The following is a 21,659-nucleotide window of genomic DNA, read 5'->3' on the forward strand; positions in this document are numbered from 1 at the left end:
AGCGGCGGGCACGCGGGGTCGAGGTCAGCCGCGAAAGCGGCCTTGGGTGGAGGCGGGGTTGGCCTTCAGTACACGGCCCATGCGGGTCGGCCGGTCGAGCAGCTCGCCGCCGCAATCGGGGCAGATCTCGTCCAGCTCGTCGGCGCATTCGGCGCAGAAGGTGGTTTCCAGCGAGCAGATGAAGGCGCCGCCCTGGGACGGGGGCAGGTCCGTGCCGCAGCGCTCGCAATCGGGACGCATCTCCAGCATCAGGCGGCCACCTCGCGCACCACGTCGCAGATGCGGTCGACCAGGGTTTCGACTTGGCGCTTGTCCTCGCCCTCGGCCATCACGCGAATGACCGGCTCGGTGCCCGACGGGCGGATGACCAGGCGACCGCGCCCGGCGAGTTCCGCCTCGGCGGCGGCGATGACGCCCTGCACCTTCTCATGCTCCAGCGGCTTGCCGCCCGCGAAGCGGACATTCTTCAGGAGCTGGGGGAGGGGATCGAACCGGTGCAGCACCTCGCTGGCGGGCGCGCCCGCGCGCTTCAGTTCGGCCAGCACCTGGAGCGCGGCGACCAGCCCGTCGCCGGTGCGGGCATAGTCGGACAGGATGATATGCCCTGACTGCTCGCCGCCGACATTGTAACCGCGCGTCCGCATCGCCTCCAGGACATGGCGGTCGCCGACCTTGGTGCGGATCAGGCCCAGCCCCTGCGCGGCCAGATGCCGCTCCAGCCCCAGATTCGACATGACGGTGGCGACCAGGCCACCGCCCGCCAGCCGCCCTTCGCGCGCATAGCTCGTCGCGATCATCGCCATCAGCTGGTCGCCATCGACCACCGCGCCAGTCTCGTCGACGATGATGAGGCGGTCGGCATCGCCGTCCAGCGCGATACCGATGTCCGCGCCGCTCGCCACCACCGTCTCGGCCAGCGTCTGCGGCGCGGTCGAGCCGACGCCGTCATTGATGTTGGTGCCGTTGGGGGTGACGCCGATGGCGACCACATCCGCGCCCAGTTCCCACAGGGCGGCGGGGGCGACCTTGTACGCCGCGCCGTTCGCGCAGTCGATCACGACACGCAGGCCGTCGAGGCGCAGCGCCTGCGGGAAGGTCGACTTGGCGAAGTGGATATAGCGCCCGGCGGCGTCGTCGACCCGGCGCGAACGGCCGATCTTGCCCGAGGCCACCAGCGGCACGTCTTGCTCGATCAGGTCCTCGATCGATTCCTCGGCCTCGTCGGACAGCTTGTAGCCATCGGGGCCGAACAGCTTGATGCCATTATCCGCGAAGGGATTGTGGCTGGCGGAGATCATCACGCCGATATCGGCACGCATCGAATGGGTCAGCATCGCGACCGCGGGCGTGGGCAGCGGGCCGAGCATCACCACGTCCATGCCGACGCTGGTGAAGCCCGCGACCAGCGCCGATTCCAGCATATAGCCCGACAGGCGGGTGTCCTTGCCGATCACGACGCGGTGGCGATGGTCGCCGCGCTGGAAATAGGCCCCGGCCGCCATGCCGACCTTCATCGCCATCTCGGCGGTCATCACCGCGCCGTTGGTGGCGCCGCGAATGCCATCAGTGCCGAAATATTTTCTTGCCATGCGGCCAAGTCCCTGCCGGATTAAGAGGAAACACCATGCGGTCGCGCCCCGTTTAGCGTGACCTTTCCAAAAGCTCAAAGGAACCGAGGCCCCTTCATGTCCCGTGCCACGCTGATCCTATTGTGTCTGGCCGCCGGTCTGTTGGTGGGGGTGGGGCTGGCGGCGGCCTCGCCCGGACTGGCGCAAGCGGGTGTCGCGGTCGCGCGGCCGGTCGGCACGCTGTGGCTGAACGGGTTGCAGATGACGGTCATCCCGCTGGTCGTCACGCTGCTGATCACCGGGGTGACCGCGACTGCCGAGGCGGCGCAGGCCGGGCGGATCGCCGCGCGCGCGATCCTGACCTTCCTGATCCTGGTCACGCTGACCGCGACGATGGCCGCCGTCGTCACGCCCGCGCTGCTGCACGCGGTGCCGATCCCGCGCGACGCGGCGGAGGCGCTGAAGGCGGCGCTGGGCCATGCCGAGCCGGTCGCCGCCCCGCCGCCCATCGCCGAGTTCGTGACCGGCATCGTGCCGACCAACATCTTCGCCGCCGCCACCAACAATGCGCTGCTGTCGCTGATCCTGTTCACGCTGGCCTTCGCCTTTGCGATCACCCGGATCGAGGGCGAGGGGCGGGCGCTGCTGCTGCGATTCTTCACCGCGATCCGCGATGCGATGCTGGTCCTGATCGGATGGGTGCTGTGGCTGGCGCCGCTGGGCGTGTTCGCGCTGGCCTTCGTCGTCGGGGCGAGCGCGGGCGGGGGCGCGTTCGGGGCGCTGGCCCATTATATCGCGATCATCGCCAGCATCGGCGTGATCGTCATGCTGATGGCTTACGGCGTGGCGATGCTGGGCGCGCGGGTGCCGCTGGCGCGCTTCGCCCGCGCGCTGGCCCCGGCGCAGGCGGTGGCGATCTCCACCCAATCCTCGCTCGCCAGCCTGCCCGCGATGGTCGAGGGGGCGAAGGTGCTGCGCATCGCGCCGGGCACCGCCAGCCTGGTCCTGCCGATGGCGGTCGCGATGTTCCGCGCGACCCAGCCCGCGATGAACGTCGCGGTGGCGCTCTACATTGCCGACTGGTTCGGGATCGTGCCCGGCATGGCCTCGGTCGCGGCCGCCGTGGTCGTGGCGACCCTGTGCTCGCTGGGCTCGGCCAGCCTGCCGTCGCAGATCACCTTCTTCGCCTCGATCGCGCCGGTCTGCGTCGCGCTGGGGGTGCCCGCCGCGCCTTTGGGGCTGTTGATCGCGGTGGAGACGATTCCGGACATCTTCCGGACGCTCGGCAATGTCAGCATGGACCTTGCCGCCACCGCGACCGTTTCCCGAGCCAGCCGCACCATCGACGAGGACACCCCATGAAATACCGCACGCTCGGCCCCGAATTCGAGGTTTCCGCGCTGGGTCTCGGCTGCATGCCGATGGCCGGTGTCGGCCGGAACATGTACGGCCAGGCCGACGAGGCGGAGAGCATCGCGACCATCCACCGCGCGATCGAGCTGGGCGTGACCCTGTTCGACACCGCCGAAATCTATGGCCCGCTGGTCAATGAGGAACTGGTCGGCCGTGCCATTCGCGGTCGGCGCGACGCGGTGGTGATCGCGACCAAATTCGGCTTCCGCTATGACGAGAACGGCATGACCGGGGTCGATTCCACCCCCGCCAATGTCCAGCGCGCGTGCGAAGGCTCGCTCAGGCGGCTGGGGGTCGAGACGATCGACCTGTTCTACCAGCACCGGGTCGATCCCAATGTCCCCATCGAGGATACGATCGGCGCGATGGGGCGGCTGGTCGAACAGGGCAAGGTCCGGCGTCTGGGTCTGTCCGAGGCCGGCGCCGAGACGATCCGCCGCGCCGCCGCCGTCCACCCGATCGCGGCGGTCCAGTCGGAATATTCGCTGTGGGAGCGCGATGTCGAGGCTGACATCCTGCCCGTCGTGCGCGAACTGGGCATCGGCTTCGTGCCGTACAGCCCCTTGGGGCGCGGGTTCCTGACCGGGCAGATCGCCCGGCGCGAGGATCTGCCCGAGGGCGATTATCGGCGGAACGATCCCCGTTATTCGGAGGAGAATTTCGACCGGAACATGGCACTGGTCGAGGTGGTGAAGTCCATCGCCGCCGCGCATGACGCGAGTGCCGCGCAGGTGGCGCTGGCCTGGCTGCTGGCGCAGGGCGACGACATCGTGCCGATCCCCGGCTCCAAGCGGCGCGTGACGCTGGAGGATTCGATGAAGGCGGCCGACTTGACGCTCTCGGCCGGGGAGCTGGCGACGCTCGACGAAGCGGCTCCACGGGGCGGCACGGCGGGGCCGCGTTATGGCGAGCGGGCGATGGCGATGACGCGTCTCTGAGCCGGTCGCCGGAGTAATACCCCCGAACCTCCGTTCAGGCTGAGCGAAGTCGAAGCCCATGCCCCGGCCTGTCCGCAGGCGTCATCCCGTGCACTTCGACTTCGCTCAGTGCGAACGGAGGTGGGGGGGGGATCGGAAGAGCAGGGGGGTAGGGATAAAGGGGCGGCTGGGTCATCGCGAACCGCCCCATTTGGTTCACAGCGGCTTCTGCTCCAGCCGCGTATCGACGCCCGCCGCCGCCGGTTCGGCCAGTTCCTTGTCGCCCGCCAGTGCGGCCTCGGCCTTCAACAGGTCGAGGTGCATCAGCCTGGCGATGAAGGGCGACCCGACCAGCACGACGACGCCGATCCCGATCGAGAACCAGCCGATCCGCGTATAGACGTCGAGCACCTTGTCCGGCCCCGCGCCCTCGCCGCCGGTCGCCTGCGCGATCAGTCCGGCGATGAAATTGCCCGCCGCCGTCGCCAGGAACCAGGTGCCCATCATCAGCCCGGTCATGCTGGGCAGCGACAGCCGCGTCATCGCCGACAGCCCGACCGGCGAGAAGCACAGCTCGGCCATGGTGTGGATCAGATAGACCAGGATGACGAAGATCACCGGCGTCGGCGCCCCGGCATACAGCGCGGCCCCCGCCACCAGGACCAGAAAGCCCGCGCCCACGCCAACCAGCCCGATGCCGAACTTGAACGGCGCGCTCGGCTCCCATCCCCGCTTGGCGAGCAGGGTCCAGACCGCCGCGAAGACCGGGGCCAGCAGGATGATGAAGATCGAGTTGACCGACTGGAAGGCCGAGGCCGGGATCGTCCAGCCGAGCAGGCTGCGATCGACCGAGCGGTCGGTATAGACGTTGAGCGAGGAGCCCGCCTGTTCGAACAGCGCCCAGAAGAGCGGGCACAGCGCGATCAGGAACAGCGCGGCCAGGATACGGTCGCGATCGATCTTGCCCAGGGTGAACACCGCCCGCCACAGGATGAAGCCCACCGTGCCGATGCTGAACACGATCAGCAGCGTGCCGACCGCATCCTGATGCCGGATCAGCTGCCACGTCACCAGCGTCGCCACGATCGCGCCCAGATAGATCAGCCATTCGCGCGACAGACCGGCCACGACCGGGGCGCGCAGCGCGGGCAGCGAGGGCGCTTCACCCGCGCCGTGGAGTTCGCGCTTCAGCCCGATAAAGGCGACCAAGCCGAGCAACATGCCGATGCCCGCCGCGCCGAAGCCATAGGCCCAGCCCACCGTCTCGCCCAGCACGCCGCACACGATCGGCCCCAGCGCGCCGCCGCCGTTGATCCCCATATAGAAGATCGAGAAGGCGGGATCGCGCCGCATGTCGTCGCGGGCATAGAGTTGCCCGACCAGCACCGAGATATTGGCCTTGAGGAACCCGGTGCCGATCACGATCGCGGCCAGCGCCAGGTAGAAGCCCTCCAGATAGACGCCTTGCGCGCCCTGCGGCCCTTCCATCACGGCGATCAGCAAATGGCCGAAGGCGATGAAGATACCGCCCACCAGCACCGCGCGTCTGGCCCCCAGATAGCGATCGGCCAGATAACCGCCGATCACCGGCGTGAAATAGACCAGCGACATATAGGCGGCGTAGATGCCGAAGGCCGGTTCGTCGGTGAACAGGAAATGCTTGGTCAGGTAGAAGACCAGGATGGCGCGCATCCCGTAGAAGGAAAAACGCTCCCACATTTCGGTGAAGAACAACAGGAACAGGCCTCGGGGATGCCCCAAAACCGTCTTGCCGCGCGCGGCGGCCTCATACGCAGTCGCCATGCCGGCGTTTACTCCATCGAAATCGCCCCGCGCGCCGGTCGGCACGCTGGGGCGTAATGGTTCGGTAACCTAGCGGCAAAGCCGCGACTGTAAATATCATGCGCGACGCCGTAAGGATCGAACCCATGAGCGATTCCTCCTCCGACATGGTGTTCAACGACCGTACGACCCCGCTTTCGCTGCTGGCGACGCGCCGTTCGGGCAAGCCGCGCGATCTGGTCGCGCCGGGGCCGGACGCCGCCCAGCTGGCCGAAATGCTGACCATCGCCGCGCGCACCCCGGACCACGGCAAGCTGGCGCCGTGGCGCTTCGTGATCGTGCCGACGGAGGCGCGCGGCCGACTGGCGGAGGTCATCACGACGGCGTACCGCGCCGAACGGCCCCAGGCGGGGGCGACCGAGATCGCCGCGCTGGACCAGTTCGCGCATCAGGCGCCGTCGCTGGTCGTCGTCCTGTCCTCTCCCCGCACCGAAAGCCACATCCCCTTGTGGGAACAAGAATTGTCGGCGGGGGCAGCGTGCATGAACCTGCTCCATGCCGCGCATGCCATGGGCTATGCCGGGGGCTGGCTGACCGGCTGGCCCGCCTTTTCCGATGCGGTGCGCGACGCATTCGGCACCGCGCCCGAGCGGATCGTCGGGTTCGTCTTCCTCGGCACGCCCGGCCGCCCGCTCGACGAACGGCCGCGCCCCGACATGGCGCGGATCGTGTCGACCTGGGGCGGATAGGCCGAGCCGCTGTCGCGACGATCGTGCAAACGTTGTCACCATAGCCCTCGACTTTCCCGAGGCGTTGCTGTATTAACTTGGCATGACAGCTCTTAGCGGCGACGACAGCCCGGTTTACATCCGCCTGCGCGGGACGATCGCGGCGGGCATTCTCAACGGCACCTACCGGACCGGGGACCAGCTTCCCTCGGTCCGCGCGCTGGCGGCGGACCAGGGGGCGAACCCCCTGACGGTCGCCAAGGCGTATCAGAGCTTCCAGGACGACGGCTATGTCGAGGTGCGGCGCGGCGTCGGCATGTTCGTGATGCCGGGGGCCGCCGACCGGCTGCGCGCCGCCGAGCGCGAGAGCTTCCTAGCGGTGCAATGGCCGCGCATCCGCGACCATATCGACCTGCTCGGCCTCGACGCGACCGACCTGCTCAGCGTCGAGCGGGTCTGACCTTCGGGCGCCGCGTCCAGGCGATCAGCCCGGTCGCCGCGGTCCCCAGCGCCAGCAGGCCGACCAGCACCGCCAGCGCGCGCCCGGCCCAGGACATGGCGCGACCATCATGCAGGCGGCGCGCCCAGGACAGCATCACCGGCGCGGCATGACCCGGCGCGGCGACCGCGCCGACGCTGTCATCGGCGACCTTGACGATGCCGGGCGCGGACCCCGCGAAATACAAGGTCCAGTCTGCCGAGCGTTCGGTCGGCCAGTCGATCGCCAAGAGCGACCCTCGTGACCAGCGCTGCGCGCTCGCCACCACCCGCGCGACGGGCAGGGCGGGGCGGGCGACCGGCGGCGCGGGGCGCGGCGCGGTGGCCGTATCGGACAAGGCGAGCGCGATGCCGCTGACGGTCATCGCCAGCACCGGGACCGCCGACCAGAATCCGATCCCCCGATGCCAGGCCCTGACGGCGTCGCCTCTCCGGGCAGGGCGCCTGGCGGGCCGTTTGCGGGGCAGCGCTGCCCAGAACCCGCTCAGTCCGGTCAGGACGATGGCGATCCCGGCGATCCCCACGATCCATCGCCCCGCCCCCGCCAGGAAAAGCCCGTCATGCAGGCGCCGGAGCGCGCCGATCACCCCGCCGTCGCGCCAGCCGCTGGCGAGGATATGCGCGGTCGGCGGGTCGAGGAACAGCTGGCGCTGCGCGCGGTCGCCCACCCGGTCGAGCGTCACGGCGACCGGCGCGGATCCCTCGCCGAGCGCCAGCGTGGCGATCCGCTCGCCGGGGCGCAGGCGGCGAGACGCGGCGTCGCTATAGGCCTGTGCGGCGATCCGGGTTTCGCCGCTGATCCGGTATCGGTCCGGCGCGGCGATCCGCTCGATCAGCGGCGCACAGGCCAGGATCACGCCGGACAGCGCCAGCGCAACCGCGAACAGCCCGCTCACCAGCCCCAGCCAGCGATGGACCCGCAATCCCCGGTCGCGATGCGTAATGCCGGCCACACATACCCCGAAACAGACGGCGCGCCCTGCCGGAGCTGCGCGGCGGCGTCAATCGGGGAGGGGTGTCTTCCCCACCTCCGTTCAGGCGGAGCGACGTCGAAGCCCGCGCCCGGTCCTTTGCCCCGGGGGCAACCGTCATCCCATGGCCTTCGACTTCGCTCAGGCCGAACGGAGGTGGGAATGGGGGTGTTGTCGGTGTCGACAGCGATTAAGCCCTGATCATGCCAAGGGTTCGGGCGGCGTAGGTCCCTCCATCCGTTCAGGCTGAGCGAAGTCGAAGCCCACGCCCCGTCCTCGCCCCAAGGGCAATACTCATCCGTGGCGCGTCGACCACGCCCATCTCCGCCCCTTCGCGAACCCGATCACCGCCGCAGGAACAGCCAGGACCGGATCGCGCTTGCCAGATTGGGGGGAGCCTCCGCGCCGATCCGCAGCGCGTCGATCTCCGCCACCAGCGCGGATAGCGGCAGGGCATGCGCCGCCGCCGCCTCTTCCAGCGCGGTCCAGAAGACCGGCTCCAGGCTGATCGAGGTCGCGTGGCCCGCGATCGTGATCGAGCGTTTGACCGGTCCGACGAAACCCTCCGCCGGGGGCGCGATCCGGCTCACGGCGTGTCGAACAGGCTGGCCAGCTGCTCGATGATCGTGCCGCCCAGCTGCTCGGCGTCCATGATCGTCACCGCGCGGGCGTAATAGCGGGTCACGTCATGGCCGATGCCAATCGCGACCAGCTCGACCGGGCTCTTGCTCTCGATCCAGCCGATCACCTGGCGCAGATGCCGCTCCAGATAGCTGCCCGAATTGACCGACAGCGTCGAGTCGTCGACCGGCGCGCCGTCGGAGATGACCATCAGGATGCGCCGCTCCTCGGGCCGCGCGACCAGGCGGCTATGCGCCCACATCAGCGCCTCGCCGTCGATATTCTCCTTGAGCAGCCCCTCGCGCATCATCAGGCCGAGATTGTTGCGCGCGCGCCGCCACGGCTCGTCGGCTTGCTTGTAGACGATGTGGCGAATGTCGTTCAGCCGCCCCGGCTGCGGCGGACGCCCGGCGGCCAGCCAGGTTTCGCGGCTCTGCCCGCCCTTCCACGCACGGGTGGTGAAGCCGAGGATCTCGGTCTTCACCCCGCACCGCTCCAGCGTGCGCGCGAGGATGTCGGCGGAGATGGCCGCGATCCCGATCGGCCGTCCGCGCATCGACCCCGAATTGTCGATCAGCAGGGTGACGACGGTATCGCGGAAATCGGTGTCGCGCTCGATCTTGTAGGACAGCGACTGGCCGGGATTGACCACCACGCGCGCCAGCCGTGCCGCGTCGAGAATCCCCTCTTCCTGGTCGAAGTCCCACGACCGCGACTGTTGCGCCATCAACCGGCGTTGCAGTCGGTTGGCGAGTTTCGACACCGCCGATTGCAGATGCGCCAGCTGCTGGTCGAGATAGCCGCGAAGCCGCGCCAGCTCGTCGGCGTCGCACAGCTCGCCCGCCGCGATCACCTCGTCATATTGGGTGGTCCAGGGCTTATAGTCGAATTGCGACGCCAGATCGTTCATCGGGCGGTTGGGGCGGGTCGGCTGGCTGCCTTCGTCGCCATCCTCGCCGGGTTCGCCGTCGAGATCGTCGAGCGAATCCTGGCTCTGCTCCTGCGATTCGCCGTCCTCGCTGTCCGAGTCGCGCTTCTCGGCGCGGGCTTCTACCTCGCCTTCGCCCTGGCCCTGTTCGTCGTCCTGATCGTCGCTTTCGTCCTCATTCTGCTGGTCCTCGCCCTCCTGGTCGTCGCCGCCCTCATCGGCCTGCTCGGGCTCGGCGGGGGGCTCGGCGAGTTCGAGGTCGGCGAGCATGCGCGCGGCCAGCGTCTGGAACCTCTTCTGATCGTCCATCGCGCCCGCCAGCGCGTCGAGATCGGTCGCCCCCTCCAGCCAGTCGCGGACCAACGCCAGCGCGGGCGCCGTCTCGGCGGGCGAGGGGCGCCCCGTCATCCGCTCGCGCAGCAGCAGTCCGAGTGCGGTCGACAGCGGCACTTCGTCGCGGTTACGCGCCCGCGTCAACGGGTCGGAGCGCAGCCGTACGTCCAGCGCATGGGCCAGATTGTCGCCGATCCCGGCATAGCCGCGCGCGCCCAGCGCCTCGATCCGCGCCGTCTCGACCGCGTCATAAACGGCGCGCGCGACGGCCTCGACCGGGGCAGCCTTGGCGTGGAGCGCGGTGTCGTGCAGCTTCAGCCGCAGCGCAAAGGCATCGGCGAATCCGCGCGCCTCCGCCACCTGCTCGGGGGGCAGGGCGCGGCCGGGCATCGGCACGCGGATATGCTTGCCCGATGACGTCGGCGCGTCGGCAGTGAAGGCAAGCTCCACCTCCGGCTCCTGCGCGATGGTGCGCGCCGTGCCGCCGAGGACCGCCTTGAACCGGTCGAGAGGGGTTTCGTTGCCCAAGGGAGTCAGGCCCGGCTGACGACGCTCTCGGGCAGGTCCTTGCCGAACACGCGCTGATAATATTCCGCAACCAGCGCGCGTTCGTTCTCGTCGCACTTGTTCAGGAACGACAGGCGGAAGGCAAAGCCCGGATCGTTGTTGAAGATCAGCGTGTTCTGCGCCCAGGTGATGACCGTGCGCGGGCTCATCACGGTCGAGATGTCGCCGTTGATGAAGCCCTTGCGGGTCATGTCGGCGACGCGGACCATGTTCTCGACCAGCTGCTTGCCCTCGGGCTTGTCATATTCGCCCGACTTGGCGAGCACGATCTGCGCCTCGGTCGCGGCGGGCAGATAGTTGAGCGTCACCACGATGTTCCAGCGGTCCATCTGGCCCTGGTTGATCTGCTGCGTGCCGTGATACAGGCCGCTGGTGTCGCCCAGGCCGATGGTGTTGGCGGTGGCGAACAGGCGGAACCACTTGCTGGGGCGGATGACGCGATTCTGGTCGAGCAGGGTCAGCTTGCCCTCGGTCTCCAGCACGCGCTGGATCACGAACATCACGTCGGGACGGCCCGCATCATATTCGTCGAAGACGAGCGCAGTCGGCGTCTGGAGCGCCCAGGGGAGCAGGCCCTCGCGGAACTCGGTCACCTGCTGCCCGTCCTTCAGGACGATGGCGTCGCGGCCGATCAGGTCGATACGGCTGATATGCGCGTCCAGGTTGATGCGGATGCACGGCCAGTTCAGGCGGGCGGCGACCTGTTCGATATGGCTCGACTTGCCGGTGCCGTGATAGCCCTGCACCATCACGCGGCGATTGTGCGCGAAACCGGCCAGGATCGCCAGCGTCGTGTCGGGATCGAACACATAGGCGGGATCGAGATCGGGGACGCGCTCGTCGGCCTCGGAGAAGGCGGGCACCTCCATGTCGGTATCGATGCCGAACAGGTCGCGCACCGACACCATCTTGTCGGGTGCGTCGAGGATCGTCGTATCGCGGCTGTCGGGAAGCGTATTCGGGATGTTGGTCATCAGGCCCTCGTCTCGTCGCTCAACGCCTTAGGCCAAGCGCGGCTCCCTACTCAATGGCGGTGATCGCAGGAAGATGGCGGATCGGCCCGGTCGCGGCGATTGCGTCGGCGGGGCTTGGGCGTCATCGTCGGGGGAGCCGACGGGCCGCCGAATCGGCTCCGGGGAGCGTCATAACGCCCTGAGAGATCGGCAATATGATGGGGTGGGGTGATGGCGAATTTCATCTGGTACGAATTGCTGACCGACGATGCGGCGGCGGCGCAGGCCTTTTATGCGGGCGTGATCGGATGGCAGGTGGGCGACAGCGGCATCGCCGAGCTGGATTACCGAATCTTCGCCACGACCGAGGGCGAGGCGATCGGCGGCCTGATGCAGCGGCCGCCGGGGGCGGCGGGCAAGCCGGTCTGGCTGGGCTATCTGCCGGTCGTCGATGTCGACGAGTCGCTGGCGACCATCGTCGAGGATGGCGGATCGGTGCTGATGCCCGCCTGGACCGTGGCGGGCGTCGGGCGGATGGCGCTGGTCGCCGATCCGCTGGGCGCGCCCTTCTATATCATGGCGGCGGAGGAGGAGCGCCCGTCGCGCGCCTTTGTCGAGCATGGCACCGGCCCCGCGACCGGGCATGTCGTGTGGAACGAACGGATCGCCAGCGACCCCGACCGGGCGCTCGCCTTTTTCCAGCGGCATTTCGGCTGGGCCCATCGCGGCGGGATGCCGATGGGCGAGCTGGGCGAATACCGCTTCCTGGCCGATGGGCCGGTGGTGCTGGGCGCGTTGATGGGGTGCCCGCCGGGGGGCGTGCCGGGATGGCATTTCTACTTTGCGGTGGAGGACATCGATGCCGCGGCGGCGCGTGTGACCGAGCATGGCGGCACGATCGTGTTCGGGCCGATGGAGATTCCCGGCGGCGATTATTCGCTGTCGGCGCTGGACCCGCAGGGCGCGCGATTCGGGCTGGTCGGGCCGCGGAGGTAATCAGGACGGATCGCCATTCAGCGATGCCTTTCCTTCCCTCGCCCCTCGCAGAGGGGAGAGGGTTGCGCAGACTTGGTCTTTGCGAAAGCAAAGGCTTAGTCGGAGCTGGGTGAGGGGTGGGCGCTCACTTCGCGAGCACGCGAGCCCTTGGGCTCGCTCAACCCCTCACCCAAGCTGCGCTAGCCAGCAGGCTGGCAAGCTTCGCTAACCCTCTCCCCTGTCCAGGGGAGAGGGGAAGAAGTCCTGAATGTCGATCCGCCCTGGATTCCTCCCCTGCAAGGGGAGGTGGCAGGCCGCAGGCCTGGCGGAGGGGTGTCCCGCTATCGAAAGCTTCATCCGCTTCGCCGGTCCCCCTCCCCTTGCAGGGGAGGAATAAGGGGTTCAGGCAAACGCCGGAGCCTGGCGCAACTGTTGATACGCCGCGATCACCTTTTGCAGCCGTCCCTCATGGCTCCGGTCGCCGCCATTGCGGTCGGGGTGATAGCGTCGCACCAGCTCGCTATAGCGGCGGCGCAGCGCGCTGCGGTCCGCATTCGCCTCCAGCCCCAGCACTTTCAGGCTTTCGCGATCCTGCCCCGACAGCGGCTTGCCGTCGCTGCGTTCGGGCGCGGCCTCGCGGCGATAGCGCGCGGCGATGGCGTCGAGCGGATCGGAGAAATCGGCCCAGCGCGGCCCCGGATCGGTCCCCCCTTGCGCAAAGGCGCGCGTCTCGCGCTCCCAGCCCGCATAGGGGCGTTGCGCGCGGTGAATCTCGTCGGCGCTCATGCCCTCGAAGAAATTGTACCGGCTGTTGAACGCGCGGACATGCTCCAGGCAGAACCAGCGGAACTGCCCCGGTCCGTCGCCGCTGCGCGTGCCTTCTGGCGGGGGCGCGCGAAACTCGCCCGCTTCGGCGCAACCGGCATGGTCGCAGGCGCGGCCGGTATTTTCGACCCGGCCGTGAAACCGCGCGCCGGGTTTGTCCTTGGAGGTATCGCTGCTCGACCGACGTACCACGGCTATCCGCTTGTCCCGAAAAACCGTCTATATAGGGGCCATGACCGATATCACCACCGCTCCCGTCGCCGACCAGATCACCGCCCGCCTGACGCAGGCGCTGGCCCCCACCCATTTGGAGGTCATCAACGAAAGCGCGATGCACCGGGGCCATCTGGGCGATGACGGTACCGGCGAGAGCCATTTTCGCGTCATCGTCGAATCGCCCCTGTTCGCCGGGGAGTCGCGCGTCGCCCGCCAGCGCCGGGTGAACCACGCGCTGGCCGATCTGTTGTCCGAGCGTATCCACGCGCTGGCGATCAGCGCGAAGGCGCCCGGAGAATAAGCCCATGCCCTATGACCTGTGGTACTGGCCTGGCCTGCCGGGACGCGGCGAGTTCGTCCGGCTGGCGCTGGAGGCCGCGGGTCTGCCCTATCGCGACCGGGGCGTGGAGGAGGGCGCGGAGGCGCTGCTCGCCGACATGCAGAAGGGCGATCGCCCGCCCTTCGCGCCGCCCTATCTGCGCGCCGATGGACAGGCGATCGCGCAGGTCGCCAATATCCTCCACTGGCTGACCGAGCGGCACGACCTGGCGCCGGAGGGGGAGCGTGTGTGGCTCCACCAGTTGCAACTGACGATCAGCGACATGGTCGCCGAGGTCCACAACGTCCATCACCCGGTCGCGACCGGCGCCTATTATCACGAGCAGAAGCCCGAGGCCGCACGCGCCGCCGCGCAGTTTCGGGGCGAGCGGATCCCCAAATTCCTCGGCTATTTCGAGGATGCGCTGGGGCCGCGCGACTGGATGGCGGGCGGGCGCTGGTCGCCGGTCGACACCTCGCTGTTCCAGCTGGTCGCGGGCCTGCGCTACATGTTCCCGAAACGGATGGCGGCGGTCGAGCGCGACTATCCCGCGCTGATCGGCTTGCACGACCGTGTGAAGACCCTGCCCGGCATCGCCGCCTATCTGGACAGCGAGCGGCGACAGGCGTTCAATGAAGACGGAATCTTCCGCCATTATCCGGAGCTTGATGCCGAATGACCCGCTTGCCCCGTCCCGCCGCGCGCATCCTCCTGGTGGATGGGGCGGGCCGGACGCTGATGTTCCGCTTCACCCCCGGCGATCGCCCGCCCTTCTGGTGCACGCCGGGCGGCGCGGTCGATCCGGGCGAGAGCTATGAGGCGGCCGCGCGGCGTGAATTGCGCGAGGAAACCGGGCTCGACCGCGATTGCGGGCCGCAGGTCGCGCGGCGGCAGGTCGAATTCCGCACCATCGAGGGGGTCGAGGTGGATGCCGACGAACGCTATTTCCGCGTCGACATCGACGCGCATGAGGTGACGGGCGCGGGCCATACCGCACTCGAACAGCGGGTCATGCAGAGCTGGCGCTGGTTCACCCGCGACGAACTGGCCGCCCACGCCGAACCCTATTTCCCGACCGACCTGATCGAGCTGCTCGACGCCACGGAGGCGACCCATGTTTGACGATTTCCTGCTGCGCACGCTGGAACCCTCCACCCACGATCTGGGCGGGTTCAAGGTGCACCGGACACTGCCCAACAAGGAGCGGACGATGGTCGGCCCCTTCCTGTTCTTCGACCAGATGGGCCCGGCGCAGCTGGCGCCCGGATCGGGGATCGACGTGCGGCCGCATCCGCATATCAACCTGTCGACCGTGACCTATCTGTTCGACGGCGCGCTGGGGCACCGCGATTCGCTGGGCACCGACCTGGTGATCGAGCCGGGGGCGGTGAATCTGATGACCGCCGGGCACGGCATCGTCCATTCCGAACGCTCGCCCGGCGAGACGCGGCCGCAGGGGCCGATCCTGTCGGGCATCCAGACTTGGCTGGCGCTGCCCGAGGCGCAGGAGGAGATCGACCCCGCCTTCGAGCATATCGGGGCCGAGGCGCTGCCGGTGATACAGGGGCAGGGCGCGACCGCGCGGGTCATCATGGGCGAGCTGTGGGGAGAGCGTGCACCGACGACCACCTATGCGGGCACCATCTATGCCGACATCGCGCTGGAGCCGGGCGGGAGCGTGCCCATCGATGCGTCGGCCGAGGAACGCGCCGTCTATTGCGCGCTGGGCGAGGCGAGCCTGGAGGGGATGCCGCTGGAGCCGCAGCGGCTCTACATCCTGAAGCCGGGGATCGCCGCGACGCTGCGGTCCGGATCGGGCGGGCGGGTGATGCTGTGCGGCGGCGATGCCTTCACCACGCCGCGCCATGTGTGGTGGAACTTCGTCTCCTCGCGCCGCGAACGGATCGAGGAGGCCAAGCGGGCCTGGCGTGCGCGGGAGTTTCCGACCGTGCCGGGGGACGATGCCGAGCGGATCGAGATTCCGGAGATTCCGAAGACCGTCAGCTATCCGTGAAGGGGGAAGAGTCGCGGGCTGCCCACTCGGTGAGACCCCTTGCCCTCCCCCAGCCCCTCCCGCCTGCGGGAGGGAAGTGGTGTTGGCATGGCCTTCGACTTCGCTCAGGCCGAACGGGGCGTAGGATCAGGTCCTATCTGCAAACATCCGTTCAGCCTGAGCGAAGTCGAAGGCCATGGGGCAACGCCAGCCACGCGAAAACAGCCCGCCAGAAGCGAACCGTCAAAACACCATCGATGTCAGAAAAATGGTGCCCAAGGGCGGGATCGAACCACCGACACTGCGATTTTCAGTCGCATGCTCTACCAACTGAGCTACTTGGGCCCACACCGCGATTGCGATTGGAGGCGTGCCTTTACGGGTGGCTTTGCCCCGTGTCCAGCCCCTCTTCGTCATTTTCTTTGACCGGAATGCGATAACCCTCGCCCAGCCATTGCAGCAGGTCGCGGTCCTTGCAGCCGCGCGAGCAGAAGGGGGCGTGGTCGGCGGCGGTCGGCTTGTCGCAGATGGGGCAGGTGGTCATGCGCGTTCCAGTTGCAGCGGGCGGCCCGTGCGGCGCGCGCATTCGTCGCGCCAGTCGGGCTGGGCCATCAATCGATCGTAAAGGGGGCCGGGGAGCCGGTGGACCATCGCCGGGCCGGGCGGCTCGCGCTCCCATTGACGCAGGATCGCGCGGGCGCGGGCGCCGACGGGGTCGATCGCCAGCCGCTCGGGGATCGAGGCGCGCGGGCGCGGGCGCACGATCTGGAGAAAGCCGAAGCCGTTGACCGCCGTCCGCTCGAAGGGAAGGGGGAGCGCGGCATCCAGCGCCTCCGCCACCGCCTGGCGCGGGCCCTTGCCCTCCAGTGTCGGAAAATCGATCCCGATCGACCCGCCAATGCCGTGGCGCAGAATCGCCCCGGCCACCGCACGCGCCGCCGCGATCGCCAGCGGCTCATGCGGGGGCGAACCGTCGACATCGAACAGCGTCATCGCCGGGGTGGGCGTCATCCGCAGCACGCCCGCGCCAAATCCGATCTCCCCCGTCACCGCCTCGTCGAGCAGTTCGGACCAGCCCGCCGCTTCCAGATCGTCCGCCTGATGCGCGCGCAATTCGCGGACCGGCAGGCCGGTGGCGGCGATGCGGGCGCGCAGATCGGGGCCGGGGGCGGGCGTCGCGTCGTCGGGGGCCTGTTGCGCCTTGGGCAGCTTGGCGCGGCCGCGCTCGGGTATGGCCTCGCGCGTGACGATAACGGTCAGTGCGGAGCCTTGCGTCATCCCCCTGGGCACCGGCGACAGCAGCACCTCGCCGCCGCCCGCCAGCGTCACCCGGCCCTGTCGACCGGGGAGCAGTTCGACCAGCCGCCCTTCGGCCACCGTGCCGACGGTCAGCGTGGCGGTCGGCTCGATCGCGGCCTGGACGATCCGGCCATCCGCGACCAGCGCGGCGCGCGCCTCGCCGATCCCGGCCTCATAGAGCCATTCAGACAAGCGGTAGCCCGGCGGCTTTCAACAGGGCGCGGGTCTCGAACAGCGGCAGGCCGATCACCCCCGAATGCGACCCTTGCAGGAAGCGGACGAACACCTCGGCGCGGCCCTGGATGGCATAGCCGCCCGCCTTGCCCAGCCCTTCGCCGCACGCGACATAGGCGTCGATCTCGTCATCGGAGAGCGGCTTGAACGCGACGATGGTGTCGGCCAGACGGGTGCGCACCTTGCCGGTCGCGTCGATCACGCACACCGCCGACAGCGCATGGTGCCGCCGTCCGGACATCAGGCGCAGCAGCTTGCGCTGCACAGCCTCGGTCTCGGCGGGGGGCAGGATGCGGCGGCCCAGCGCGATGGTGGTGTCGCCCGCGACGACGATCTCGCCCTCGGCACGCTCGACGGCCTGCGCCTTTTCCACCGCCAGCCGCAGCGCATAGACACGCGGAAGCTCGGCGGGGCGGGGGCTTTCGTCGATATCGGGGGAGGCGACTCGGTCGGGCACGACTCCCAGCCGCGCCAGCAGATCGCGGCGGCGCGGGGAAGAGGATGCAAGGACGAGCGGCATATGGGGCCGGTCGCTCACTTGAAGCGGTAGGTGATCCGGCCCTTGGTCAGGTCGTACGGCGTCAGTTCGACGAGCACTTCGTCGCCGACCAGCACGCGGATGCGGTTCTTGCGCATCTTGCCTGCCGTATGCCCCAGGATCTCGTGATCATTCTCGAGCTGGACGCGGAACATCGCGTTGGGGAGGAGTTCCACCACGCGGCCGCGCATCTCGAGCAGTTCTTCCTTGGCCAAAAAATACCTCGGTTCGTCGTGTTATAGGGTATGTCGAAGAGGCGCCGCCATAGCCGCAATGGCCCCAAAAGGAAAGGCGCGCCGAATCTACACAAGATATGGGGGTGCGGGACGCCTTCGGCAAGGTGGGGACGGCACCCCGCAACCGCGAGGGAAGGGTCAGGCCGGGTTATGCTTGGCCAGGAAGGCGGCCATGGCTTTCAGGAATTCCAGCCGGTCCTCGGCGCGGGTGAAATGGTGGTCGGCCAGCGGCTGTTCGATGTAATTGACCGGCTTGCCCGCCGCCTTCAGCGCCGCCACCATCATCCGCGACTGGTTGACGGGCACGCGCTTGTCCGCCTTGCCGTGCACGATCAACAGCGGGATCGTCATGTCGGCGGCGCCGAAACGCGGCGACACCGCGTGATAGTCGGGCGCCTGTTTCTGCAGCCAGTCGGCGCGCGTCTTGCTGAACAGGAAGCGCGAGTCGTAGCGCTTCATCGCCTGAAGGTCGGAGACGCCCGCATAGGAGATGGCGCAGCGATACAGCGCTCCGTCGCGTTGTGCCGCGCGCATGGCCGCATAACCGCCATAGGAGGCGCCGACCATGCAGACCCGCTTGGGATCGGCAATGCCTTCCTTGGCGAGATAGGTGACCGCGTCGTTGAGGTCGTCCTGCATCTTCAGGCCCCATTCGCCTTCTCCCTTGCGGGCAAAAGCGGTGCCATAGCCGGAGGAGCCGCGATAATTGGGCTGGATCACGGCATAGCCCAGCTCCGCCAGATACTGGGTCCACCAGTCCCAGCTTTCCGAATCGCGGGCGAACGGCCCGCCATGGGGCAGCACGATCAGCGGCAGGTTCCGGTCCGGCTTGCCACGCGGCAATGTCAGTATCGCCTCGATCGACGTGCCGTCGCGCGCGCTATAGCGGACGCTGCGCACCGGGGAGAGGCGCCGCCCGCGCAACTGCGCATTGTTCCAGGTCAGGAACTGCATGGTCCCGTAATCGATATCCCAATAATAGAGCGCGCCCGCCTGGGACGCGCCGCCGACTTCGACCAGGAAGCGGTTCCGCACCTTGTCCCAGGAGGTGATCTCGGCGCGACGCGGCGCGACGGCCTTGTCGATCAGACCCTGTAATTCCTTGATCCGCGGATCGGTCCAGGCGTCGTGATAGGATTGGTCGGTATAGCGGATGGCGGAAATGTCGTTGCCCGCTTCGTTGCCGATGACCCCGTCAATGTCATAGCCGGTGACGCTGCTGAGCTTGCGGCCCAGCTTCAGGTCGGGAAGCGTGACTTCGTAGAGTGCGTCATAGCCGTCGCTGTCGTCGATCGCGAGTGCGGTGCCGTCGGCGCGGAAGATGCGCGGAATCAAAACCGATTCGTCCTTGCGGCCATTGGCGCGCGCGATGGTGTGGAACGATTCGGCATTGGACCGGCGATAGAGGACGCTCTTCTGCCGGGTATCGTCGCTATAGCGCACGCCCATGCGCAACTGGCCCTCACCATCGGCATACCAGTCCCACACATCGGTCTGGCCGGAGGCGATCCGCTTGACCCGCCCGGTCGCGACATCCGCCTCGTACACCGAGGGATAGACGTCCTGCATCTCGTAGATGCCGGTCTGCTTGGCGAACAGGATGCGGGTGCTGCCGTCGCGTGCGGTCCACAGCAGTTCGTCGGCGCGGAAGCCCGAATTCTCCCAATCGATCCGCACCATCTTGGTCATGTCGGCGCGGATGCCGATCAGGCGGGTGACGTAATAATCCTCGCCCCGGATCGTGTCCTGGCTGCCCAGCCCGACGACCAGCCATTCGTCATTGACCCAGCGCCACCAATTCACGTCGACCTTGTCGCTGAGCGCGGCCAGCGCGGGCTTGCCCTGTCCCTTTATCAGCGGGGCGACCATCAGATATTGCTTGCCGTCGATCGCGCGCTTGGCGGCGATGCGGGTGCCGTCGGGGGACAAGGCCGGGCTGTCGAATTCGGGCAGCGCGGCAAAGGCCTCGACCGGGACGGGTGCGGCGGCCGCCGACGGACTGGCGGCCGTGGGCGGCGGGGCGGCCTGGTCCTGAGTCATCGCGGTCAGGCTCATCAGGGCAAGCGCCATCACCGACGCGCCCAGCATCCTCGTCACACCCGTCGTCACGCTATCCCCCCTTGTCCGGGCGATCTCCCCATGCCCGGATGATGCAGGTTAGCAGCGGGCGATCGGCGTGGAAAAGGAAATTCAGCGCGAGGGCGCGTGCTCGAACCCAAGCCGTGCGGGCAGGGGAACCGGGCCGCCAGCGTCGAACAGGCGCAGGCCTTCGCCCGGATCGAACTGGCCGACCCGCGTTGCTGCGACGGGGGGCGGGGTGTCGGGGGGCAGGGCGAAGAGGAGTTCGTAATCGTCGCCCGCGGTCGCTGCGGCCAGCCGGGCGGCGCGATCCTCGCCGCCATGGGTGCGTGCCTCGGTGGAGAGCGGGACCGAGTCGAGGTCGATCGCCACCGCCAGCCCGCTCGCGCCCGCCATGCGCATCGCGTCGATCAGCAGGCCGTCCGACACGTCCATCATCGCATGAACCACGGGGCCCAGCGCGCGGCCTTCGGCCAGACGCGGAAAGGGGCGGCGATAGGCGTCGCGCAGGGTGGTGGGGCCATCGCCCTTCATCGCGATCGCGAGGCCCAGTCCGGCATCACCGATCGTCCCGGTGACCCACAGGCCGTCCCCCGCTTTGGCCCCGTCGCGCGACGGGGCGGCGGCGTCGCGGCCGAAGGCGGTCAGCGTCAGTGTGCGGGGGCCGCGCATCGTCACCGTGTCGCCGCCGATCAGCCGGGCCTCGAACCGGGTCAGCACGCCGTCGAGCCCGGCGAGGAACGCGCGGTCCCAGGCGGCGTCGCCCAGCGGATAGTTGAGCAGGACGCCCTCGACCAGCGCCCCCTTGGCGGCGAGGTCGGACAGGTTGGTCGCGACCAGCTTCCACGCCACATCGGCGGGCGGATCATGGGGCAGGAAATGCACCCCCTCGACCAGCGTATCGGTGGTGACGACCAGCGGCGCGGCGGTCAGCACCGCGCTGTCGTCGATCAGCCCGCGCGCGCCGGGATGCAGCGGCATCCGGCGCAACGCGGCGATGAACTCCGCCTCGGTCATCGGGGCGGTCGGGGCTTCAGGCCCGTGCGACCTTGGCGATCGCGTCGAGCAGGCCGTTGACGAAGCCCGATTCGCGCTTTTCGTAAAAGGCGTGGGCGACGTCGACATATTCGCTGATGACCGCGCCGACCGGCACGTCGTGCCGCGCGAGCAGTTCATAGGTGCCGGCGCGCAGGATCGCCTTCATCGGCTTGTCGAGCCGGTTCAGCGACCATCCCTTGGCCAGCTTTTCCTCGATCGCCCGATCGATCTCGCCCAGGCGGGCATGCACGCCCTTCACGATGTCGTCGAAGAAATCGATGTCGGCATCGGCATATTCGACATCCTCGATGGTCGCGCCGATGCGGTGATTGTGGAATTCGTGGAGCAGCGTGGCCAGCGGCGTCTGTTCCATGTCATGCTGGTAAAGCGCCTGAACGGCGGCAAGGCGCGCGGCGGCGCGCGCCTGGGTACGGGCGGTGGGACGAGTCATTGGCGGGCCTTTACCGGGCTGTCGCCAATTCGTCACGTATTTTGGGAGGGGCGGGGTGGGACGGGGTGCGGGGCGTGGGCGTGGACGTAGGTAATGCAGGAAGGGGGTTTGTGTGCAGCCCCCGGTGCCCCCCCACGCTAAGCCGGGGGGGAGTCGCGAGGGCAGGGCGCGGCACCC

The 21,659-nt window shown here is 68.6% G+C and carries 24 protein-coding genes and 1 tRNA gene; 9 read left to right on the top strand and 16 right to left on the bottom strand.

Going from position 1 to position 21,659, the window contains the following annotated elements; all coding sequences use genetic code 11:
- Nucleotides 1-24: 24 nt before the first annotated feature.
- Both ABIC44_RS17250 and glmM read right to left on the bottom strand, forming a co-directional pair.
- The gene (locus tag ABIC44_RS17250) at nucleotides 25-249 is read right to left on the bottom strand and encodes a DUF1272 domain-containing protein (RefSeq protein WP_354296702.1); all 225 of its coding nucleotides are present in this window, start codon (nucleotides 247-249) and stop codon (nucleotides 25-27) included.
- Entirely contained in the window at nucleotides 249-1,589 is a 1,341-nt protein-coding gene (gene glmM, locus ABIC44_RS17255; protein WP_354296703.1) for a phosphoglucosamine mutase, read from the bottom strand. Before glmM ends, ABIC44_RS17250 begins: the two co-directional genes overlap by 1 nt.
- A gap of 96 nt (nucleotides 1,590-1,685) precedes the next feature.
- Here glmM and ABIC44_RS17260 point away from each other — a divergent pair, with 96 nt between their 5' ends.
- Nucleotides 1,686-2,930, top strand: a complete 1,245-nt coding sequence (locus tag ABIC44_RS17260; protein ID WP_354296704.1) for a dicarboxylate/amino acid:cation symporter — start codon at nucleotides 1,686-1,688, stop codon at nucleotides 2,928-2,930.
- On the top strand, nucleotides 2,927-3,919 hold the full coding sequence (locus ABIC44_RS17265; protein WP_354296705.1) for an aldo/keto reductase: 993 nt from the start codon (nucleotides 2,927-2,929) through the stop codon (nucleotides 3,917-3,919). The genes ABIC44_RS17260 and ABIC44_RS17265 overlap by 4 nt, the downstream gene beginning before the upstream one ends.
- Before the next feature lie 195 nt (nucleotides 3,920-4,114).
- Here the strand turns inward: ABIC44_RS17265 and ABIC44_RS17270 are convergent, their stop codons facing one another.
- Nucleotides 4,115-5,701 carry a peptide MFS transporter gene (locus ABIC44_RS17270; protein ID WP_354296706.1) on the bottom strand — a complete coding sequence of 529 codons (1,587 nt, stop codon included), beginning with the start codon at nucleotides 5,699-5,701 and terminating at the stop codon, nucleotides 4,115-4,117.
- 149 nt (nucleotides 5,702-5,850) lie between these two features.
- Here ABIC44_RS17270 and ABIC44_RS17275 point away from each other — a divergent pair, with 149 nt between their 5' ends.
- Both ABIC44_RS17275 and ABIC44_RS17280 read left to right on the top strand, forming a co-directional pair.
- Nucleotides 5,851-6,429, top strand: a complete 579-nt coding sequence (locus ABIC44_RS17275) for a nitroreductase family protein (RefSeq protein WP_354296718.1) — start codon at nucleotides 5,851-5,853, stop codon at nucleotides 6,427-6,429.
- An 82-nt stretch (nucleotides 6,430-6,511) separates the two neighbouring features.
- Nucleotides 6,512-6,868, top strand: coding sequence for a GntR family transcriptional regulator (locus tag ABIC44_RS17280; protein ID WP_309691671.1), 357 nt, complete (start codon nucleotides 6,512-6,514; stop codon nucleotides 6,866-6,868).
- Here ABIC44_RS17280 and ABIC44_RS17285 read toward each other — a convergent pair.
- The 4 genes from ABIC44_RS17285 to cobS all read right to left on the bottom strand — a co-directional run bounded on the left by ABIC44_RS17285 (nucleotide 6,849) and on the right by cobS (nucleotide 11,300).
- Nucleotides 6,849-7,859 carry a PepSY-associated TM helix domain-containing protein gene (locus tag ABIC44_RS17285; RefSeq protein ID WP_354296707.1) on the bottom strand — a complete coding sequence of 337 codons (1,011 nt, stop codon included), beginning with the start codon at nucleotides 7,857-7,859 and terminating at the stop codon, nucleotides 6,849-6,851. The two genes, ABIC44_RS17280 and ABIC44_RS17285, sit on opposite strands and share 20 nt — an antisense overlap.
- A gap of 362 nt (nucleotides 7,860-8,221) precedes the next feature.
- Nucleotides 8,222-8,467, bottom strand: a complete 246-nt coding sequence (locus tag ABIC44_RS17290) for a ribbon-helix-helix domain-containing protein (protein WP_354296708.1) — start codon at nucleotides 8,465-8,467, stop codon at nucleotides 8,222-8,224.
- Nucleotides 8,464-10,287 (bottom strand): cobaltochelatase subunit CobT, encoded by a 1,824-nt coding sequence (gene cobT / locus ABIC44_RS17295; protein ID WP_354296709.1) that lies wholly within the window; start codon nucleotides 10,285-10,287, stop codon nucleotides 8,464-8,466. Before cobT ends, ABIC44_RS17290 begins: the two co-directional genes overlap by 4 nt.
- A 5-nt stretch (nucleotides 10,288-10,292) precedes the next feature.
- Nucleotides 10,293-11,300, bottom strand: coding sequence for a cobaltochelatase subunit CobS (gene cobS, locus ABIC44_RS17300; protein WP_307102269.1), 1,008 nt, complete (start codon nucleotides 11,298-11,300; stop codon nucleotides 10,293-10,295).
- 210 nt (nucleotides 11,301-11,510) lie between these two features.
- Here cobS and ABIC44_RS17305 point away from each other — a divergent pair, with 210 nt between their 5' ends.
- Nucleotides 11,511-12,275, top strand: a complete 765-nt coding sequence (locus tag ABIC44_RS17305) for a VOC family protein (RefSeq protein WP_354296710.1) — start codon at nucleotides 11,511-11,513, stop codon at nucleotides 12,273-12,275.
- Nucleotides 12,276-12,656: 381 nt separating this feature from the next.
- Here ABIC44_RS17305 and ABIC44_RS17310 read toward each other — a convergent pair whose 3' ends face one another.
- Nucleotides 12,657-13,271: a J domain-containing protein gene (locus ABIC44_RS17310; RefSeq protein WP_307102273.1), complete on the bottom strand. Its 615-nt coding sequence runs from the start codon at nucleotides 13,269-13,271 to the stop codon at nucleotides 12,657-12,659.
- Nucleotides 13,272-13,311: 40 nt separating this feature from the next.
- Between ABIC44_RS17310 and ABIC44_RS17315 the strand changes: the two genes are divergently transcribed.
- Genes ABIC44_RS17315 through ABIC44_RS17330 form a run of 4 tightly spaced genes read left to right on the top strand, consistent with a single transcriptional unit; the run spans nucleotide 13,312 to nucleotide 15,628 of the window.
- Nucleotides 13,312-13,596: a BolA family protein gene (locus tag ABIC44_RS17315; RefSeq protein WP_307102274.1), complete on the top strand. Its 285-nt coding sequence runs from the start codon at nucleotides 13,312-13,314 to the stop codon at nucleotides 13,594-13,596.
- 4 nt (nucleotides 13,597-13,600) lie between these two features.
- Complete coding sequence (locus ABIC44_RS17320; RefSeq protein WP_354296711.1) at nucleotides 13,601-14,293, top strand: glutathione S-transferase; 693 nt, start codon at nucleotides 13,601-13,603, stop codon at nucleotides 14,291-14,293.
- A complete protein-coding gene (locus ABIC44_RS17325; RefSeq protein WP_354296712.1) occupies nucleotides 14,290-14,736 on the top strand; it encodes an NUDIX hydrolase in 447 nt (148 codons plus the stop codon). Before ABIC44_RS17320 ends, ABIC44_RS17325 begins: the two co-directional genes overlap by 4 nt.
- Nucleotides 14,729-15,628 carry a pirin family protein gene (locus tag ABIC44_RS17330; RefSeq protein WP_354296713.1) on the top strand — a complete coding sequence of 300 codons (900 nt, stop codon included), beginning with the start codon at nucleotides 14,729-14,731 and terminating at the stop codon, nucleotides 15,626-15,628. Before ABIC44_RS17325 ends, ABIC44_RS17330 begins: the two co-directional genes overlap by 8 nt.
- A 248-nt stretch (nucleotides 15,629-15,876) precedes the next feature.
- On the opposite strand, the gene ABIC44_RS17335 is transcribed toward ABIC44_RS17330, so the two are convergent.
- The 8 genes from ABIC44_RS17335 to nusB form a co-directional block, all read right to left on the bottom strand.
- Nucleotides 15,877-15,952: transfer RNA gene (locus tag ABIC44_RS17335), tRNA-Phe, on the bottom strand.
- A gap of 31 nt (nucleotides 15,953-15,983) precedes the next feature.
- The gene (locus ABIC44_RS17340) at nucleotides 15,984-16,151 is read right to left on the bottom strand and encodes a DNA gyrase inhibitor YacG (RefSeq protein ID WP_307102281.1); all 168 of its coding nucleotides are present in this window, start codon (nucleotides 16,149-16,151) and stop codon (nucleotides 15,984-15,986) included.
- Nucleotides 16,148-17,098: a ribonuclease gene (locus tag ABIC44_RS17345; protein WP_354296714.1), complete on the bottom strand. Its 951-nt coding sequence runs from the start codon at nucleotides 17,096-17,098 to the stop codon at nucleotides 16,148-16,150. The genes ABIC44_RS17340 and ABIC44_RS17345 overlap by 4 nt, the downstream gene beginning before the upstream one ends.
- On the bottom strand, nucleotides 17,091-17,660 hold the full coding sequence (locus tag ABIC44_RS17350; protein ID WP_354296715.1) for a Maf family protein: 570 nt from the start codon (nucleotides 17,658-17,660) through the stop codon (nucleotides 17,091-17,093). Before ABIC44_RS17350 ends, ABIC44_RS17345 begins: the two co-directional genes overlap by 8 nt.
- Nucleotides 17,661-17,674: 14 nt before the next feature.
- Nucleotides 17,675-17,893: a translation initiation factor IF-1 gene (infA, locus tag ABIC44_RS17355; RefSeq protein WP_007403889.1), complete on the bottom strand. Its 219-nt coding sequence runs from the start codon at nucleotides 17,891-17,893 to the stop codon at nucleotides 17,675-17,677.
- Between the two features lie 159 nt (nucleotides 17,894-18,052).
- Nucleotides 18,053-19,969 (bottom strand): alpha/beta hydrolase family protein, encoded by a 1,917-nt coding sequence (locus ABIC44_RS17360; protein ID WP_502959863.1) that lies wholly within the window; start codon nucleotides 19,967-19,969, stop codon nucleotides 18,053-18,055.
- A 135-nt stretch (nucleotides 19,970-20,104) separates the two neighbouring features.
- On the bottom strand, nucleotides 20,105-21,010 hold the full coding sequence (thiL, locus tag ABIC44_RS17365) for a thiamine-phosphate kinase (RefSeq protein WP_354296717.1): 906 nt from the start codon (nucleotides 21,008-21,010) through the stop codon (nucleotides 20,105-20,107).
- Nucleotides 21,011-21,026: 16 nt separating this feature from the next.
- Nucleotides 21,027-21,482, bottom strand: coding sequence for a transcription antitermination factor NusB (gene nusB, locus ABIC44_RS17370; protein ID WP_309691761.1), 456 nt, complete (start codon nucleotides 21,480-21,482; stop codon nucleotides 21,027-21,029).
- Nucleotides 21,483-21,659: the final 177 nt, after the last annotated feature.

It is taken from the genome of Sphingomonas sp. 1185, assembly GCF_040544655.1.
Lineage (GTDB): Bacteria > Pseudomonadota > Alphaproteobacteria > Sphingomonadales > Sphingomonadaceae > Sphingomonas.

Excerpts from the sequence above, each read along its gene's own strand:
- ABIC44_RS17325 (WP_354296712.1), top strand. The coding sequence starts at position 14,290 with ATGACCCGCTTGCCCCGTCCCGCCGCGCGCATCCTCCTGGTGGATGGG.
- ABIC44_RS17270 (WP_354296706.1), bottom strand. The coding sequence starts at position 5,701 with ATGGCGACTGCGTATGAGGCCGCCGCGCGCGGCAAGACGGTTTTGGGG.
- ABIC44_RS17350 (WP_354296715.1), bottom strand. The coding sequence starts at position 17,660 with ATGCCGCTCGTCCTTGCATCCTCTTCCCCGCGCCGCCGCGATCTGCTG.
- ABIC44_RS17305 (WP_354296710.1), top strand. The coding sequence starts at position 11,511 with ATGGCGAATTTCATCTGGTACGAATTGCTGACCGACGATGCGGCGGCG.
- ABIC44_RS17280 (WP_309691671.1), top strand. The coding sequence starts at position 6,512 with ATGACAGCTCTTAGCGGCGACGACAGCCCGGTTTACATCCGCCTGCGC.
- ABIC44_RS17250 (WP_354296702.1), bottom strand. The coding sequence starts at position 249 with ATGCTGGAGATGCGTCCCGATTGCGAGCGCTGCGGCACGGACCTGCCC.
- ABIC44_RS17315 (WP_307102274.1), top strand. The coding sequence starts at position 13,312 with ATGACCGATATCACCACCGCTCCCGTCGCCGACCAGATCACCGCCCGC.
- ABIC44_RS17340 (WP_307102281.1), bottom strand. The coding sequence starts at position 16,151 with ATGACCACCTGCCCCATCTGCGACAAGCCGACCGCCGCCGACCACGCC.
- glmM (WP_354296703.1), bottom strand. The coding sequence starts at position 1,589 with ATGGCAAGAAAATATTTCGGCACTGATGGCATTCGCGGCGCCACCAAC.
- ABIC44_RS17265 (WP_354296705.1), top strand. The coding sequence starts at position 2,927 with ATGAAATACCGCACGCTCGGCCCCGAATTCGAGGTTTCCGCGCTGGGT.
- ABIC44_RS17260 (WP_354296704.1), top strand. The coding sequence starts at position 1,686 with ATGTCCCGTGCCACGCTGATCCTATTGTGTCTGGCCGCCGGTCTGTTG.
- ABIC44_RS17360 (WP_502959863.1), bottom strand. The coding sequence starts at position 19,969 with ATGAGCCTGACCGCGATGACTCAGGACCAGGCCGCCCCGCCGCCCACG.
- thiL (WP_354296717.1), bottom strand. The coding sequence starts at position 21,010 with ATGACCGAGGCGGAGTTCATCGCCGCGTTGCGCCGGATGCCGCTGCAT.
- cobS (WP_307102269.1), bottom strand. The coding sequence starts at position 11,300 with ATGACCAACATCCCGAATACGCTTCCCGACAGCCGCGATACGACGATC.
- ABIC44_RS17320 (WP_354296711.1), top strand. The coding sequence starts at position 13,601 with ATGCCCTATGACCTGTGGTACTGGCCTGGCCTGCCGGGACGCGGCGAG.
- ABIC44_RS17330 (WP_354296713.1), top strand. The coding sequence starts at position 14,729 with ATGTTTGACGATTTCCTGCTGCGCACGCTGGAACCCTCCACCCACGAT.
- nusB (WP_309691761.1), bottom strand. The coding sequence starts at position 21,482 with ATGACTCGTCCCACCGCCCGTACCCAGGCGCGCGCCGCCGCGCGCCTT.